This is a genomic window from Streptomyces sp. CNZ287, from assembly GCF_007827615.1.
Genome location: NZ_VISV01000023.1, coordinates 85995 through 103004, shown reverse-complemented (window position 1 = coordinate 103004; position 17010 = coordinate 85995). Strand labels below are relative to the sequence as shown.

Annotated in this window: 13 protein-coding genes; 6 read left to right on the top strand and 7 right to left on the bottom strand. The window is 73.2% G+C overall.

Annotation, left to right across the window (positions count from 1 at the left end):
* Positions 1 to 55: 55 nt before the first annotated feature.
* Complete coding sequence (locus FB457_RS31035) at positions 56 to 430, top strand: DUF485 domain-containing protein (RefSeq protein WP_047019267.1); 375 nt, start codon at positions 56 to 58, stop codon at positions 428 to 430.
* Entirely contained in the window at positions 427 to 2067 is a 1641-nt protein-coding gene (locus FB457_RS31030; RefSeq protein WP_047019266.1) for a solute symporter family protein, read from the top strand. The genes FB457_RS31035 and FB457_RS31030 overlap by 4 nt, the downstream gene beginning before the upstream one ends.
* 244 nt (positions 2068 to 2311) lie before the next feature.
* Here FB457_RS31030 and FB457_RS31025 read toward each other — a convergent pair whose 3' ends face one another.
* Together FB457_RS31025 and FB457_RS35490 are read right to left on the bottom strand one after the other, a co-directional pair.
* Positions 2312 to 3223, bottom strand: a complete 912-nt coding sequence (locus FB457_RS31025; RefSeq protein ID WP_047019265.1) for a LysR family transcriptional regulator — start codon at positions 3221 to 3223, stop codon at positions 2312 to 2314.
* 161 nt (positions 3224 to 3384) lie between these two features.
* The gene (locus FB457_RS35490) at positions 3385 to 3534 is read right to left on the bottom strand and encodes a hypothetical protein (protein ID WP_173534904.1); all 150 of its coding nucleotides are present in this window, start codon (positions 3532 to 3534) and stop codon (positions 3385 to 3387) included.
* Between the two features lie 86 nt (positions 3535 to 3620).
* Between FB457_RS35490 and FB457_RS31015 the strand changes: the two genes are divergently transcribed.
* Positions 3621 to 3923: a hypothetical protein gene (locus FB457_RS31015; RefSeq protein WP_486589200.1), complete on the top strand. Its 303-nt coding sequence runs from the start codon at positions 3621 to 3623 to the stop codon at positions 3921 to 3923.
* Between the two features lie 91 nt (positions 3924 to 4014).
* Complete coding sequence (locus FB457_RS31010; RefSeq protein WP_047019263.1) at positions 4015 to 5535, top strand: sulfatase family protein; 1521 nt, start codon at positions 4015 to 4017, stop codon at positions 5533 to 5535.
* Positions 5536 to 5563: 28 nt separating this feature from the next.
* Here the strand turns inward: FB457_RS31010 and FB457_RS31005 are convergent, their stop codons facing one another.
* Positions 5564 to 7801, bottom strand: a complete 2238-nt coding sequence (locus FB457_RS31005) for an ATP-binding cassette domain-containing protein (RefSeq protein WP_047019262.1) — start codon at positions 7799 to 7801, stop codon at positions 5564 to 5566.
* A gap of 98 nt (positions 7802 to 7899) precedes the next feature.
* Positions 7900 to 8331, bottom strand: coding sequence for an anti-sigma factor antagonist (locus tag FB457_RS31000; protein ID WP_145784027.1), 432 nt, complete (start codon positions 8329 to 8331; stop codon positions 7900 to 7902).
* 557 nt (positions 8332 to 8888) lie between these two features.
* Here FB457_RS31000 and FB457_RS30995 point away from each other — a divergent pair.
* Together FB457_RS30995 and FB457_RS30990 are read left to right on the top strand one after the other, a co-directional pair.
* The gene (locus FB457_RS30995; protein ID WP_486589203.1) at positions 8889 to 10259 is read left to right on the top strand and encodes a family 20 glycosylhydrolase; all 1371 of its coding nucleotides are present in this window, start codon (positions 8889 to 8891) and stop codon (positions 10257 to 10259) included.
* Between the two features lie 332 nt (positions 10260 to 10591).
* On the top strand, positions 10592 to 12625 hold the full coding sequence (locus FB457_RS30990) for an elongation factor G (protein ID WP_145784025.1): 2034 nt from the start codon (positions 10592 to 10594) through the stop codon (positions 12623 to 12625).
* A gap of 72 nt (positions 12626 to 12697) precedes the next feature.
* Here the strand turns inward: FB457_RS30990 and FB457_RS30985 are convergent, their stop codons facing one another.
* From FB457_RS30985 to FB457_RS30975, 3 genes are read right to left on the bottom strand one after another with little or no spacing between them, the layout of a single operon-like run.
* Positions 12698 to 14959, bottom strand: coding sequence for an alpha-N-acetylglucosaminidase (locus FB457_RS30985; RefSeq protein WP_145784023.1), 2262 nt, complete (start codon positions 14957 to 14959; stop codon positions 12698 to 12700).
* A gap of 33 nt (positions 14960 to 14992) precedes the next feature.
* The gene (locus FB457_RS30980; RefSeq protein ID WP_078898559.1) at positions 14993 to 16210 is read right to left on the bottom strand and encodes a Gfo/Idh/MocA family protein; all 1218 of its coding nucleotides are present in this window, start codon (positions 16208 to 16210) and stop codon (positions 14993 to 14995) included.
* Positions 16207 to 17010, bottom strand: coding sequence for a DeoR/GlpR family DNA-binding transcription regulator (locus FB457_RS30975; protein WP_145784021.1), 804 nt, complete (start codon positions 17008 to 17010; stop codon positions 16207 to 16209). Before FB457_RS30975 ends, FB457_RS30980 begins: the two co-directional genes overlap by 4 nt.

Sequence of the window (17010 nt, the reverse complement as noted above, 5' to 3'; positions counted from 1 at the left end):
CTTCTACGGTGGCCGCGCCCGGCCCGTCCGGACACCCCCGTCCCCCAAGGCGCCCATGGAGGCCGCGATGAGCAGCACACCCCCGACCGGCAGATCGCCGGACGTGTACGAAGAAGTACAGCAGAGCGAGGAGTTCGGGGAGCTGCGACGCGCACACCGTTCGTTCGCGTTTCCGCTGACCATCGGATTCATCGCCTGGTACCTGCTGTACGTGCTGCTGTCGAACTACGCGGGCGGCTTCATGGGCACCGAGGTCGCCGGCAACATCAACGTGGCGTTCGTGCTGGGCATCGCGCAGTTCGTCACCACGTTCGCCATCGCATGGTGGTACGCGCGGCACGCCGCCGCGAAGCTCGACCCCAGGTCCGAGCAGCTCAAGGCTGAGGTCGAGGGCCGGGTGGCCGGCAGTGGCACGGAGGTCGGGAAATGACGGGCGCCACCACGAACGCGCTGCAGATGGTCGCCCAGTCGGATCCGGGTGAGCACCGCACGCTGATCGTCACGCTGTTCTCGGTCTTCGTGGCGCTCACCCTGGCGGTGACGGTGTGGGCGGGACGCAAGACGAAGGACGCCACCGACTACTACGCGGGCGGTCGTTCCTTCACGGGCTTCCAGAACGGGCTGGCGATCTCCGGGGACTACATGTCCGCGGCCTCCTTCCTGGGCATCGCCGGCGCCATCGCGCTGGCGGGTTACGACGGGTTCCTGTACTCCATCGGCTTCCTGGTCGCCTGGCTGGTGGCGCTGCTGCTGGTCGCGGAACCGCTGCGCAACTCGGGCCGGTTCACCATGGGCGACGTGCTCGCGTACCGGATGCGCCAGCGTCCCGTACGCACCGCGGCCGGGGTGTCGACCATCGTGGTGTCGATCTTCTACCTGCTGGCGCAGATGGTCGGCGCCGGTGCCCTGGTCGCCCTGCTGCTGGGGATCACCGGGGACGCGGGCAAGAACCTCATCGTGGTCCTCGTCGGCCTGGTGATGATCCTGTACGTCACCATCGGCGGCATGAAGGGCACCACCTGGGTGCAGATCATCAAGGCCGTGCTGCTGATCCTGGGCACCCTGCTGATCACGATCCTGGTGCTGGCGAAGTTCGACTTCAACATCTCCCAGCTGCTGGGCGCCGCCGCGGACAACTCCGGCAAGGGCGCGTCGTTCCTGGAGCCGGGGCTGAAGTACGGGGTGACGACCACCTCGAAGATCGACTTCATCTCGCTGGGCATCGCGCTGGTGCTGGGCACCGCGGGTCTGCCGCACATCCTGATCCGCTTCTACACGGTGCCGACCGCACAGACCGCGCGTAAGTCCGTGCTCTGGGCGATCGGCATCATCGGCGGCTTCTACCTGATGACCATCGCGCTGGGCTTCGGCGCCGCCGCGCTGATCAAACAGGAAACGATCATCGAGTCCAACCCGGCGGGCAATACCGCGGCACCACTACTGGCGGAAGAAGTCGGCGGCGGAGCGGGATCCACCGGAGGCGCGGTCCTGCTGGCGATGATCTCCGCGGTCGCGTTCGCCACGATCCTCGCGGTCGTCGCGGGACTGACGCTGGCCTCGTCGTCGTCGTTCGCCCACGACCTGTACGCGAACGTCATCCGCAAGGGCAAGGCCACCGAGAAGGAGGAGATCGCGGCGGCGCGGATCGCCGCCGTCGGGATCGGCGCCGTCGCCATCCTGCTGGGCGTCTTCGCGGGCAGTCTGAACGTCGCCGGCCTGGTGGCCCTGGCCTTCGCCGTGGCGGCGTCGGCGAACCTGCCGACGATCCTCTACAGCCTGTTCTGGAAGCGGTTCACCACCCAGGGCGCGCTGTGGTCCATCTACGGTGGCCTGTTCACCTCGGTGCTCCTGGTGCTGTTCTCCCCGGTGGTGTCCGGCAAGGAGACCAGCATGTGGCCGGGCGTGGACTTCCAGTGGTTCCCGCTGGAGAACCCGGGCCTGATCTCCATTCCGGCCGGCTTCATCCTCGGCTGGCTCGGCTCCATCCTGTCCAAGGACGAGGACGCCACCGGCAAGAAGTACGCCGAACTCGAGGTCCGTTCCCTCACCGGCGCCGGCGCCCACTAGGCGCCGCCGCCCGGCCGGCGCGGGTCGTACCTGCGACCCGCCCGGCCATGCCGGTTCCCCGCCGGCACCCGAACGGCGGCCGGCCGGCGGTGCCCGAGCGCCTGCCGTCCGGTCGTCACCCACCCCCCTCCCCCAGGGGGCGGGGCACCCTCCTCCGCCCCGCCCCCTCCCCCACTCCCGCGGGCCCGCGGGCCCCGTGCACCGCGGGCCCGCGGGCCCTCCCGCTGCCCGGCCGTCCCCTTCGCTACGCGACCGTCTCCTTCGCCCGTACCTGCAGCGCGTCGAGTGCGGCGCGCACCGCGGGGCTTCCGGTCGCGCCGCGCCGGGTGACGGTGAGGAACGTACGCGACGGGACGGGCACCCCGGTGATCCGCAGCCGCCGGATCGACGGCACGCCGGAGAACTGCGCGAGCCGGGGCACGAGGGCGACGCCGAGCCCGTGGGAGACCATCACCGCCGTCACGGTCCAGTCGCACGCCTCGTGGGTCACGTTGGGCCCGAAGCCGGCCGCGCTGCACGCCGCGAGCACGTGCTGCCGCGACCAGACGCCCGGGGGGCCGATGATCCACCGCTCCCCCGCGGCCTCGGCGAGTTCGATCGCCGTCCGGCCGGCCAGCGGATGGTCCTCAGGCACGACCAGGTCGAAGGGGTCCTCGATGAGCGTGTGCTGCTCGAAGCGCTGGTCGCCGCGGGCCGGTGCCTCTGCGGACGCCTCCACCACGGCGAGGTCCGTCTCGCAGTCGAAGAGCAGGTCGTAGCAGTCGGCGGGCTCCGCCTCGCGCAGCCGTACGTCGAGCCGCGGATGCGCCGCGCGCAGCGCGCCGGCCACCGGCGCCAGCAGCCGGCACATCGCGCTCGGGAATCCGGACATGCGCAGCTCGCCGGCCGGCTCCTCGCCGAGCGCGTGCAGTTCGGCCGCCGCCCGCTCCCACTGCGCCTCGATGACGTCGGCGTGCGCGAGCAGCCCGCGCGCCGCGGGCGTGAGCCGCACCCGGCGGCCCTGCGGCTCCAGCAGCCGGACGTCCAGCTCGCGGGCGAGCTGCCGGATCTGCTGGGAGGCGGCGGAGGGCGTGAGGTGGAGTGACTCGGCGGCGGCGGTCACGGTGCCGTAGTACGCGACCGCGCGGAGCACGCGCAGCCGGCGCAGGTCAATCATGTAGGCCCTCCTTCACAATGCGCTCCATAAATCCAACCTAGACCTGAACGAATGAAACTTCCATGCTGAAGAGGCAAGGAACGCGGGCCCGGCCGAGGGGCCGCGCCGGACGAGAACCGCCGGAGCGTACGGCGGGGAGGGGACAACACGTTGTTCGAGGGTCACTGCCCCCACTGCGGCTGGGCGGACAGCACGCCGTTCCACACGGTCTCGCGGCACCGCACCGGCGGGGGGATGACGATCTGGACCCGGTGCCAGTGCGGCTCCCTGCAGATGCGCACGGTGGACGCGGCCGGCGGCCGCATCGTCACGCGCGGGCGCCCGGCCCCGGACGCGGCGGGCGGGCCGTCCCCCGGAATGGCGCGGCAGCAGCCCGCGGCACGGGTAGAAAGGTGCCATGACGGCTGACGAACCGGCGCCCACGGTCGCCGAGATGCTCCGCGCCAACGAGGCCAACTGGGACGCCCGCGTCCCCGTGCACACGCGCAGCGACTTCTACGGCCTCGACGTGGTCACGGCGCTGGCCGGTGCCGGGCTCGCCGTCGACCTGCTGCGCGAGACGGACCTGCTGCCGTGGCCGCGGTTCGCGGCGATGGAGCGGGACCCGGCGAGCGGCTGGCGGCGGCTGCCGGCCACCCTGCCCGCGGTCCCGCTGCTCCTCGCGCTCCGCGCCACCCCCGCGCCCGTACAGGGGGCTTGATCCGGGGGCCCGTTCCGGGTGACGCTCGCCTGACAACCGCACGAGCCCGGCGTACGCCACCCGCCCCCGCCCCCGTCAGGAAGCGCACCGTATGACGCAGCCCGCCCGCCGTCCCCACATCCTCCTCATCACCAGCGACCAGCAGCACTGGAACACCCTCGGCCGCGGCAACCCCGAGATCCGCACCCCGCACCTCGACCGGCTGGCCGCCCAGGGCACCGCCTTCGAGCGCGCGTACTGCCCCAATCCGACCTGCACCCCGACCCGCGCCTCGATGATCACCGGCAAGTACCCCAGCCAGCACGGCGCGTGGACGCTCGGCACCAAGCTGCCCGAGGACCAGCCGACGCTCGGGCAGCACCTGGGCGCCGCGGGGTACGCCACCTCGCTGGTCGGCAAGGCGCACTTCCAGCCGCTCGCGAGCACGGCGGAGCACCCCTCGATCGAGTCGTACCCGCTGCTGCAGGACCTGGGCTTCTGGCGGGACTTCCACGGCCCGTACTACGGCTTCGACCACGTGGAGCTGGCCCGCAACCACACCGCGGAGGCGCACGCGGGCCAGCACTACGCGCTCTGGCTGGAGCAGCGGGGCTGCGCGGACTGGCGGCGGTACTTCCGGCCGCCGACCGGCACCCTGGACCCCGGCGTGCGGCACACCTGGCCGATCCCCGAGGAACTGCACTACAACGCCTGGATCGCCGAGCGCACCGGCGCGCTGCTGGAGGGGTACGCGGAGCGGGACGAGTCGTTCTTCTGCTGGGCCAGCTTCTTCGACCCGCACCCGCCGTATCTCGTGCCCGAGCCCTGGGACCGGATGTACGACCCGGACGCGCTGACCGTGCCGGAGGCCGTCGCGGGCGAACACGACGGCAACCCGCCGCACTTCGGCCTCACCCAGCAGGACCGGCCGGACTTCTCGCCGTGGCAGGAGTCGGGGCAGTACGTCCACGGCTTCCACTCCCACCTGCTGCCGGCCGCCGAGCGGCGCCGGCTGGTGGCGACGTACTACGGAATGGTGAGCATGCTCGACGCGTACGTCGGCCGGATCCTGGACCGGCTCGACGCGCTGGGGCTGGCCGAGGACACCCTCGTGGTCTTCACCACCGACCACGGGCACTTCTTCGGCCAGCACGGGCTCCAGGCCAAGGGCGCGTTCCACTACGAGGACCTGCTGCGGGTGCCGTTCCTGGTCCGGCTGCCCGGCCGGGTGCCCGCCGGGCGTGCCTCCTCGGCGCTGGTGTCGACCGTCGACCTGGCGCCGACGTTCCTGGAGCTGGCCGGGCTGCCGGTGCCGCGGGAGATGACCGGCGTCAGCCAGGCGGAGGTCTTCACCGGCGGCGCGCCGAGCGCGCGGGACCACGTCATCTGCGAGTTCCGGCACGAGCCGACGGCGGTCAGCCTGCGCACGTACGTCGACGACCGCCACAAACTGACGGTCTATCAGGGACGGACGTACGGCGAGCTGTTCGACCTGCGCGCCGATCCGGGCGAGACGCGCAACCTGTGGGACGACCCGGGGAGCGCCGGGCTCAAGTCCGAGCTGCTGCTCAGGTACATCTGGGCGGAGCTGGGCAAGGAGCCGATGTGGATGCCGCGGGTGGCGGCGGCCTAGGGTACCGCCGGCGCTCCCCGGGGGCGGGTCAGTCCCGGTCGACGTACTCGCGCAGATGCTGCGCCGTGAGCGTGTCCGCCTCCGCGACCAGGGCGGCCGGGGTGCCGGTGAACACCACCCGGCCGCCGTCGTGGCCGCCGCCGGGACCGAGGTCGATCAGCCAGTCGGCGTGCGCCATGACCGCCTGGTGGTGCTCGATGACCACCACCGAGTTGCCGTCGTCGACCAGCCGGTCGAGCAGCGCCAGCAACTTGTCGACGTCGGCCATGTGCAGCCCGGTGGTCGGCTCGTCGAGGATGTACGTCGCCGCCTTCTCGGCCATGTGGATGGCCAGCTTCAGCCGCTGCCGCTCGCCTCCGGAGAGGGTGTTGAGCGGCTGGCCGAGGCGCAGGTAGCCCAGGCCCACGTCGGCGAGCCGGCCGAGGATGGCGTGCGCCTGTCCCGCGGGGAAGAAGCCGTGCGCCTCGGCGACGGACATCTGCAGCACCTCGCTGATGTTCTTGCCGCGCAGCGTGTACGTCAGCACCTCGGGCGTGTAGCGCCTGCCCTCGCACTCCTCGCACACGGACGCGACGCCGGCCATCATCGCCAGGTCGGTGTAGATGAGCCCGATGCCCTTGCACTTGGGGCAGGCGCCCGCGGAGTTGGCCGAGAAGAGCGCGGCCTTGACGCCGTTGGCCTTCGCGAAGGCCGTACGCATCGGGCCGAGCAGCCCGGTGTACGTCGCGGGGTTGGACCGCCGCGAGCCGCGGATAGGCGACTGGTCGGCGACCACGACGCCGTCCCGTCCGGCGAGGTAGCCGTGCACGAGCGAGGACTTGCCGGAGCCGGCGACGCCGGTGACCACGGTGAGCACCCCGAGCGGCACCTCGACGCCGACGTCGCGGAGGTTGTGCAGGTCGGCGCCCTCGACGGCGATGTGCCCGCGCGGCTTCCTGGGCCGCTCCCGCAGCCGTACCCGGTGCTCCAGATACCGGCCGGTCAGCGTGGTGGAGGCGCGCAGCCCCGGCACGTCGCCGCTGAAGGTGACGTGCCCGCCGTCACCGCCCGCGCCGGGGCCGAGGTCCACGACGTGGTCGGCGATGGCGATGACCTCCGGCTTGTGCTCCACGACGAGCACGGTGTTGCCCTTGTCGCGCAGCCGCAGCAGCAGGTCGTTCATGCGCCGGATGTCGTGCGGGTGCAGCCCGGCGGTGGGCTCGTCGAAGACGTACGTGACATCGGTGAGGCTGGAGCCGAGGTGGCGGACCATCTTCACGCGCTGCGCCTCGCCGCCGGAGAGGGTGGCGGAGGGGCGGTCGAGGCTGAGGTAGCCGAGGCCGATCTCGACCAGCGAGTCCAGCAGCCCGCGCAGGTTGTCGAGCAGCGGCCCCACCGACTCGTCCTCGATGCCGCGGACGAACTTGGCGAGGTCGGTGATCTGCAGGGCGGCGCACTCGGCGATGTTCCGGCCCCGGATCTTCGAGGAGAGCGCGGCGGCGGAGAGCCGGGTGCCGCCGCAGTCGGGGCACTCGGCGAAGACGACGGCACGGTCGACGAAGGCGCGGACGTGGCCCTGCAGCGCGTCGCGCTCCTTCACCAGCCACATCCGCGTGATCTTGGGTATCAGCCCCTCGTACGTGATGTTGTGGTTGCCGACCTTGACCTTCACGGTCTCCTTGCGGAGGAGGTCGTGCCACTCCTGGTCGGTGAAGTCCGCGAGCTTCTTGTCCGGGTCGTAGAAGCCGGAGGAGACCAGGACCTCCCAGTACCAGTTGCCGACGGCGAAGTTCGGGATGGTGACGGCGCCCTCGTTGAGCGAGAGCCGGCGGTCCACGAGCTGGTCGACGTCGATCTGCGAGACCTCGCCCAGACCTTCGCAGCGCGGGCACATGCCCTCGGGGACGTTGAAGCTGAACGCGCCGGAGGTGCCCACGTGCGGCTCGCCGAGCCGGCTGAACAGGATGCGCAGCATCGCGTACGCGTCGGTCGCCGTGCCCACCGTGGAGCGGGAGTTGGCGCCCATCCGCTCCTGGTCGATGACGATGGCGGCGGAGAGGTTGTGCAGCCCGTCGGCGTCGGGCCGGGGCAGGTTCGGCATGAAGGACTGGACGAAGGCGCTGTACGTCTCGTTGATCAGCCGCTGCGACTCCGCGGCGATGGTGCCGAAGACGAGCGAGGACTTGCCCGAGCCGGAGACGCCGGTGAAGACCGAGAGCCGCCGCTTGGGGATGTCGAGCGAGATGCCGGCCAGGTTGTTCGCCCGGGCGCCGCGCACCTTGATCACGTCGTGGGTGTCGGCGAGGCTCGCCGCGCCGGCCGCGGGCCCCCGGCCCGGGGGATCGTTCTCTGCTGCTTGCGCTGAACACATGGGCGCGATTCTAATCAAACTTGACTAGCGACCGCTTCCGGGTTTTCTCCGGGCAGGGCGTCGGCCAGCGTCGGCACCGGACCGAGCGCGTCGAGCAGGCCGCAGCACCGCAAAATCCGGTGCGCGAGGCCGCCCTCGGGGCAGACCAGCCGCAGTTCCCCGCCGCGGTCGGCGGTGCGCCTGCGGGCGCGTACCAGCAGCCGCAGTCCCGAGCAGTCGAGGAACTCCGTCCGGCAGAGGTCGATGACCACGCGCGGCGCGGGCGCGCCGGTGATCACGTCGAGGTACGGCTCGAGATCGAGCTGGGCGGCGAGGTCGATCTCGCCGGTCAGCTCGAGGACCGTGAATCCGTGCAGCCGGTAGCTCCGCGCGAAGCGCGACTCCACCCGGTCGGCGTGGTCGTCGCCGGTACGCCACGAAGCTCCGGTCACGTCGTCTGTGTACACCACGTGCTCCCCCCACGGGGCCCGTTCTGCCCAGCCTGGGGCAGGCAGCCGAGGTCATAGTCACCGGGGTCCTGGGTGGACCGCCAACCGTAGTGCGGCATGTCGGGACAGGGGCAAGGTTGGCGCAAACGAGCCGGTCAAGTTTCCCTCGACCGGGCGATTAATCCACAAACAGCTTGACCGATCCTCACACGATATGGCAATGGGCGATACCGCATGAGACACGTCGGCGCGTAAGTCCACGCCGAGCCGCGCTTCCGTCCATGGCCGCGGTCGCCGACGGGCTGGTACGCCTGGGCAGTTGACGTCGTCCGAGGGAGCCGCCATGCCGCAGGAGACCCCAGCGCCAGCACCGCGCAGCCCGTCCGTACGCACGACGCCGCACCCCGGGCCGTACGCCCGCCGCCGCAACCGGCGCCCCCGCAGCCGCGCGCCGTGGCTCGCCGCGGCCGCCGGGATGATACTGCCCCTCGCTCCCGGCGTGCCCGCGAGCCAGGCCGCCGCGCCCAACCCCGCGCCCGTCACGGTCCCTTCGGTCGGACTGGAACGGCTACCGCATCGAGAGCGACGCGTATCCGGAGATCGTCGCGGAACAGCACTACACCAAGCGCCAGTTGCGCGACCTGGAGGAGTACGCGGCGCGCTACGGGGTGACGCTCGTACCGGAGATCGACCTGCCCGGACACGCCGTCTCCATCGGCGACGCCCGCCCCGACCTGGCGTTCGCCTGCGAGTCGATGTCCCGGCCGGGCAACGCCTGGGAGGGATCGGACCGCGGCCACTGGACCCTGGACTACACCAAACCGGAGACGCGGCGCTTCGCCCGCGAACTGGCCGCCGAGGCCGCGGACGTCTTCGACAGCCCCTACCTCCACATCGGCACCGACGAGGTCCCGCTGCGCCCGGCGCAGGAGGCGTGCCCCGAACTCGTCGCGTACCAGAAGAAGCAGGGCTACCCCTACCCCGGCGACGTGCTGGTGGAGTTCATCGACGACCTGGCCGGGGCCGTCCGCGCCGAGGGCAAGTCGGCGCAGGTCTGGCAGTGGTGGGACTTCCAGCAGCCCACGAGCATCGACCCGGACAAGCGCACCGGGGTCACCGAATGGCTCTCGCCCCCCGGCGGCCGGGCCGCCGAGGGCTATCCGACCGTGGGAATGGAGGAGAGCAAGCTGTACATGAGCGCCGGGTTCGGCGCCACGCCCGGGGACTACGCCTTCTTCGACGTGCGCGACGTGTACCGCGACTACCCGTTCGAGTCCGCGCCCAGCATCCTCGGCTACCGGATGGCGCGCTGGTCCGACCGCACCTACGACTACTCCGTCGGCTGGGTCGACTACTTCGCCCGCCGCCCGCTCACCGTCGTCGCCGACCGCACCTGGGCGACCCCGGCCGGCTCCCCGGTGCAGCCGTTCCTCGACGCGTACGACCGCGTCGGTGACGCGCTGCCGGTCACGGTCCCGGACCCGGCGGACCCCGGGTCGCAGATCGGCGCCAACCCCGGTCTGTACGGGCAGGAGGGCTGGACGGCGGCGGCCACCAGCGAGGAGAGCGCCGGCGAGCCGGGCGGCGCGGCGCGCGCCGTCGACAACGACCCGTACACCCACTGGCACAGCGACTACGGCGCCGCGCTGCCGCAGCAGTTGTCCGTCGACACGGGCGCCCGGCGGCGTCTCGCCGGGGTGCGCTACATGCCGCGGCAGGACGGCGGCATCAACGGCCGGGTCGAGGACTACGAGGTGCTGGTCTCCGCCGACGGCGAGCGCTGGCAGACGGTGGCGGCGGGCAGCTTCCCCGAGGACCGCACGGAATTCACCGTGCCGTTCCGGGAGGTGAAGGCGAGGCACATCGCGCTGAAGGTGCTCAGTGAGCACGGCGCGTCGGACACGTTCGCCTCGGTGGCGGAACTGGACGCCGTACGCGCCCGGTGAGCACCGCGGGGCGCGCCCTGGTGAACCTCTGATGGCGCCGGGGCGCGCCCCTGGCGTACTGACATAACTGAATACCCGGACAACCCTCACCCCCGGACGGGGCCTGGCTGCACTCGGTGACGTCCGCGGGCGGCACCGCGTACCAGTCCGAGCTGGTCGAGCGGTTCGGCAGCCGCTGAGGCGTTAATTCGGTTGCCGCGCCCGGCCGGCCGCTGCTCCACTGGCCGGGCACGGCAGACCCCTGTCCCAGGACCGAGAGGAAACGCACATGCGCGCAGCGTTCATGTCCACCCAGCAGGCCATCGCCACCTACGCAAGGGACATGACGCTCCGTGCACACGCTGAACCTGGGAATCCTGGCCCATGTCGACGCCGGTAAGACCAGCCTGACCGAGCGGCTGCTGCACGCGGCCGGGGTCGTCGAGGAGGTCGGGAGCGTCGACGACGGCAGCACCCGCACCGACTCGCTCGCGCTGGAGCGGCAGCGCGGCATCACCATCAAGTCCGCCGTCGTCTCCTTCGCGCTCGACGGCCTCACCGTCAACCTCATCGACACGCCCGGCCACCCGGACTTCATCGCCGAGGTGGAGCGGGTGCTGCACGTGCTCGACGGCGCGGTGCTCGTGGTCTCCGCGGTGGAGGGCGTGCAGGCGCAGACACGCGTGCTGATGCGCACGCTGCGACGGCTTTCGATCCCCACGCTCGTCTTCGTCAACAAGACCGACCGGCGCGGGGCGCGCGACGACGCGCTGGTGCGCGACATCGCCGCGAAGCTCACGCCCGGCGCCGTCGCCATGGGTTCCGTCCGCGGACTCGGCACCCGGGCCGCCGCGTTCACCCCGTACGGCCCGGACCACCCCGGCGACCCCGGCAACGCCGCCTTCGCCGGCCGGCTCGCCGACCTCCTCTCCCGCCGCGACGACGCGCTGCTCGCGGACTACGTCGCCGACGAGGCGGCGGTGACGTACCGCAGGCTGCGCAAGAGCCTCGCCGAGCAGACCGCGGGCGCGCTCGTGCACCCGGTGTTCTTCGGCTCGGCCGCCACCGGCGCGGGCGTCGCGGAGCTGACCGCGGGCATCAAGGAACTGCTGCCGGCGCCCGCAGGGGACCCGGAGGGCCCGCCCGCGGGCACGGTCTTCAAGGTCGAGCGCGGTCCCGGCGGCGAGAAGGCCGCGTACGTGCGGATGCTCGCCGGCACGCTCCGCACCCGCCAGGAGGTGGCGTACGGCGACGGCGACCGCGCCCCCGTGACGGAGAAGGTCACCGGCGTCGAGGTCTTCGAGCAGGGCGCGGCGGTGCCCGCGGCCGGGGCGGGGGCCGGCCGCATCGCCCGGGTACGGGGCCTGGCCGGGGTGCGCATCGGCGACGCGGTGGGCGCGGCCGTGGGCCGGGCGGCGGAGGCGCGGCGGCACCACTTCGCGCCGCCGACGCTGGAGACGGTGGTGGTGCCGGACCGGCCCGCCGACCGGGGCGCGCTGCACGCGGCGCTCTTCCAGCTCGCCGAGCAGGACCCGCTGATCGCACTGCGCCGGGGTGCCGGTCCCAGCGGTCTGCAGGAGCTGTACGTCTCGCTCTACGGCGAGGTGCAGAAGGAGGTCATCGGGGCCACGCTCGCCGGCGAGTACGGACTGCCGGTCTCCTTCCGCGAGTCGTCCGTCATCCACGTCGAGCGGCTGGCGGGCAGCGGCTCGGCGTACGAGAAGGGCGACACGGACACCAACCCCTTCCTGGCCACCGTCGGCCTGCGCGTCGACCCCGCGCCGCCCGGCACGGGCGTGGTCTTCGCGCTCGCGGTGGAGCTGGGCTCGATGCCGTACGCGTTCTTCAAGGCCGTCGAGGACACGGTGCGCGCGACCCTGCACCAGGGCCTGTCCGGCTGGGAGATCCCCGACGTGCGGGTGACGCTGACGCACTCCGGCTACTGGCCCCGGCAGAGCCACGCCCACCAGGGCTTCAGCAAGGCCATGTCGAGCACCGGCGCCGATTTCCGCGGCATCACCCCGCTGGTGCTCGCGGACGCCCTGAAGCGCGCGGGCACCCGGGTGCACGAGCCCGTGCAGCGGTTCCGGCTGGAGGCGCCCGAGGACGCGGTGCCCGCGCTGTGGCCGGTGTTCGCGGCGCTGGCCGCCGTGGTCGACGGGCAGGAGGTGCGCGGCGGGGTCGCGGTGCTGGAGGGCGAGGTGCCGGCGGCGCAGGTGCACGGCCTCGAGCGGCGGCTGCCGGGGCTGACCCGGGGCGAGGGCGTGCTGGAGACCTCCTTCGGCCGCTACCGGGAGGTGCGCGGTCCGGCCCCGGCCCGGCCGCGCACCGACCACAATCCGCTGGACCGCAAGGAGTATCTGCTGCACGTCCAGCGGCGGGTGTGAGAGGCGGTACGGGTACGGGTGGTGGCCTCCCGTACCCGTACCGCGGCTGTGTGCCCCGCCGGGGCCCGCGCTTCAGCGCGCGAGCGCGGCGAGGGGTTCGCGGGCCAGGACGTGCACCGCCTCCTCGGCGAGCCGGCGGATGTCGCCCCGCGGCTCCTCGGGGTAGCGGTCGCGGCGGCGCGCCCAGGCGTCCTCGTAGGCGAACCAGTCGACGGCGGCGGGCTCCTCGCCGGTCGCCAGCGCGGTGTCGAGCGTGGCGAAGTAGGTCTTCCAGCGGCTGTGGTAGAAGTCGCCGAGCAGGCCCTGCCATTCGCGGTTCGCGTAGTCGTGCAGCCCGGCCTCGCTGCCGGCGCGCGGGCCCCAGGTGGTGATGAGCGAGCGCGCGTCGTACTCCAGCCGGTCGCGCTCGGCGCGGTCGGCGCCCCAGGCGCGGGCCTCGGCGAGGTGCCGGCCGAGCAGGTGCTGCGCGTCGGTGCCCACTACCCGGTCGAGCAGCCGGATCAGCTCCAGCCAGGCGGCGGTCAGCTCGCGCAGCCGATCGCGGTCGCCGGCCTCGTACGCCTCCTTGATCCGCGCCAGCAGCGGGCGGCCGCGGTTGGCGAGCGCCTGTCTGGTGACGTCCATGAGGTCGTAGCGGTACGCGGCGGAGCGGCGCAGCCCGGGGGCGACGGCGAGGAGTCCGGTGAGGGCGCGGTCGAAGGCGGCGATGTCGTAGCGGTCCTCCTGCGGGCTCCAGGCGGCGGCACTGCGGACGGTGAGACCGGGGCGGGCGCAGAAGAGGCTGTCGGCGCCCTCGCTCCAGGAGTCGGCGCGCGTGGTGCCGTACGCGGTCTCGCGCAGCACCTGCCAGGCGGCGGCCGCGTGCGGGTCCTCGGCGCCGTAGCGGGCGGTGGCGTACTCGCGGAACCAGGCGTCGAGGTCGATCCGGCCGGGCGTCCAGGCGAGTTCGGTGAAGAGGGACATCGCGGCGGCGTTGTTGCCGGCGCCCTCCGGCATCATGGCGATGCCGGCCAGCGCGCTGCCCGGCTTGTCGCGCCAGGCGGGGTAGAGCGCGGCCCAGTCGGGGGTGTTGGCGCCGAGGGAGGTGTGGCCGCCGAAGTTCCAGATGGAGCCGAAGGCGTAGGGGGTGCCGAGCCAGTCGGCCTCGCGGTCGGTGACGGTGGGGAACCGGTCGGAGAGGCCGTCGAGGATGAGCATGCGGTCGCGGTCGACGGCGTCGAGGATCTCCCGGCGCGGGTTGTGCTGCCAGCCGAGTATCGCCCAGAGGGCGTCGGGGTGTTCGCGCCGGAGTGCGGCCTCCACGGCGCGGGCGGCGGCGCCCACGGGGACGTCGCCGGGGTCGCCGCCCTCGTGCAGCAGGTCCATCTTGTACAGGCCCGCGGGGCCGAGCAGATCGCGCTGGTGGCCGTAGAAGGCGGCGGCGACCTCGGCGAATCGCGGGTCGCGCGGGTCGAGCCAGCCGGGGCGGTCGAAGCCGACCCAGCCGCCCTGCGGGACGACGTGGGCACCGGGGTTCTTCTCCGCGAAGCCGTCGGGGACGGTGCCGAAGTAGCCGGGGAGCACGGGCGTCATGCCCAGTTCGCGGATGCGTGCGGTGATGCGGGCGCCCAGTTCGGCGCGGAGGCGCAGCAGCCGGGCGGAGACGGGGCCGCCGAAGTACGCCATGTTCTGCAGCAGCCACCAGGGCTGATGCGCGGGGGCGGGGATCCAGGCGCGCAGTTCCTCGTCGGAGTAGCCGAAGGCGCGGAAGGTCTCGTAGTAGACGGCGTCGGTGCCCACGCAGACCAGCACCTCGTTGACGCCGTGCAGCGCGAGCACGTCGAGGGCGCGCTCCCAGGCGGCGAAGTCGCGGTAGGCGCCGGTGTAGCCCTCGTTGGTGTCGTTGTACGCGAAGCGGTGCGGCACGTGCGCCTCGCCGGTGAGGGGGGCGCCGGGGGCGGGCAGGCGCGCGGGCAGGTCGAGCTGGTCGCCGTTCCAGGAGATGTGCCCGCGGGCGGTGCGCCTGAGGTACGCGCCGGCGCCGGTGAGCAGCGCGCCGGTGCCGGTGGCGGCCACCGCGATCCGGCCGGGGGAACCGGTGACGCGGTAGCGGTCCGGGCCGTCGGCGGGGAGCAGGGAGAGCTCGAACTGCCGGTGGTGACCGGGCAGCAGCCGGGCCAGCGCCCGACGGGCGCCCGCGGTGCCGTCGCCGCCGCCCCCGTCGCCGTCGCCCCCGTCGCCGTACGCGCCGCCGCCGCGCGCCGCCGCGGGCGCCGCGCGGCCGAGGGCCGGCAGCAGCACGGCACCGCCGGCGATCGAGGTTCCTGCCAGGAAGTGCCTGCGGTTCACGCTCATCGGTTCCCTCCGGGGAAGTCGGTGCTCAGGGCCTCAGTGCTGGTGCGCCGGGCGGCGCTGGCCGGCCGCGAAGTACTCGGCGAGGGCGGGGTCCGGCGGCGGTACGTCGTACGCCGTTCCGCCGGTGCGCAGCGACCGGGTCGCGAGGACGCCCGCGGCGACGCTCATCCGGGCGGCCAGCGGCGAGGTGTCGGTGGCGTCGCCGAGGCGGACGAAGCGGCAGAACTCGGCGATGACCCGGTCGTCGGCCCGGCCGTGCGCGCCCTCGCCCGCGGGCACGCGGTGGATGGCGTCCGCGCCGGGGCGGTAGCCGGAGGGGCCGGTGTGCCAGACGCGGACCTCGTCGCCGGGGCGGTCGCCGAAGTTCTCCAGCCGGCCCTCGGTGCCGATGACGGTGTAGCTGCGCCAGTAGTCGGGGCTGAAGTGGCACTGCTGGTAGGCGGCGATGACGCCGTTGTCCAGGCGCATGTTCATCACGGAGACGTCCTCGACGTCCACCACCGGGTTCAGGTCGCGGCGCGCGGCGGGGGGCCAGGTGTCCTCGCGGTGCCGGCCGGCGGGGCGCGGGGTGCCGGGCGGACGACGGGGCAGGTCGCCGTAGAGCATGAGGGCCCCGAGGGCGTGCACCCGGCTGGTGTAGCCGCCGGCGAGCCAGTGCACGACGTCGATGTCGTGGGCGGCCTTCTGCACCAGCAGCCCGGTGGTGCGGCGGCGGTCGGCGTGCCAGTCCTTGAAGTAGTAGTCGCCGCCGTACGCGACGAAGTGCCGCACCCACACGGTGCGCGGCACGCCGATGTCGCCGCGCGCGACGATGTCGCGCATCAGCCGGACGACGCCCGTGTGCCGCATGGTGTCCCCGACGTACAGCGGCGTGCCCGTCTCGTACGCGGTGCGCAGGATCGCGTCGCACTGCTCGACGGTGATGCCGAGGGGCTTCTCGACGAAGACCGGCTTGCCCGCTTCGAGCGCGGCGCGCGCGACGGTCGCGTGGGTGTCGTCGGGGGTGGTGACGACGATGGCGTCGACGCCGTCGGCGTCCGCGGCGTCGAGGAGCCGACGGTGGTCGGCGTACGCGACGGCGCCGGGGAAGCGCGCGCCGACGCCCGCGCGCACCACCGGGTCGGTGTCGGCGACGGCCGCCACGACGGAGCCCACCCCCGGCCGGTGGGCGGCGTCGGCGAGGTTGCCGCGCAGCCCGAGGCCGACGACCCCCAGCCGCAGGTCCGTCACGATGCTCCCGCGCCCGCTCATGCCCGCACCACGGACATCCCCTGCTCCTCGAACTCGCGCGCCCTGTCCGCCGCCCGGTCGTCCGTGACGAGCACGTCGATGTCCGCCGGGGGGCAGATCCGGGCGAAGGTGCGCACCCCGAGCTTGGTGGAGTCGGCGACCACGACGAGCGTCGCGACCTGCGCGGCGAGCAGCGCGTTGATGCTCGCCTCGTGCTCGTCGCGGGCGCTGGCGCCGTGCTCGGCGTCGACGGCATCGGCGCCGACGAAGGCGATGTCGAGGCGGATCTCGCGCAGGATGTGCCCGGCGAGCGGGCCGACCAGCTCGTACGAGGACGGCATGGCGACGCCGCCGGAGACGACGACCTTCACGCTGCGCCGCACGGCCAGCTCGGCGGCGATGTTGAGCGCGTTGGTGACGACGGTGACGGCGGGCTGGCCGTCACCGCGGGCGCCGTCGCCCTCACCGTCGCCCCAGTCGGCGCGGGCGGCGAGCGCGCGGGCCACCGCGGCGGTGGTGGTGCCGCCGTTGAGACCGACGACCATGCCGCGCTCGACCATGGCGGCCGCGGCCCGGCCGATGCGCTCCTTCTCGGCGGCGTCCCGCCCGGCGCGGTGGCGCAGCGGCAGGTCGTACGCCACGTCGTTCGGCACCGCGCCGCCGCGGGTGCGGACGAGCAACTGCTGCTCGGCAAGCTGGTCCAGATCGCGCCTGATGGTCGCCGCCGACACGGCCACCTCGAGGGCCGCGGCCTCCACGTCGAGCCGGCCGCGCTCGGCCAGCAGCCGCAGCAGCGCACCGTGCCGTTCGTGCTGGTTCAA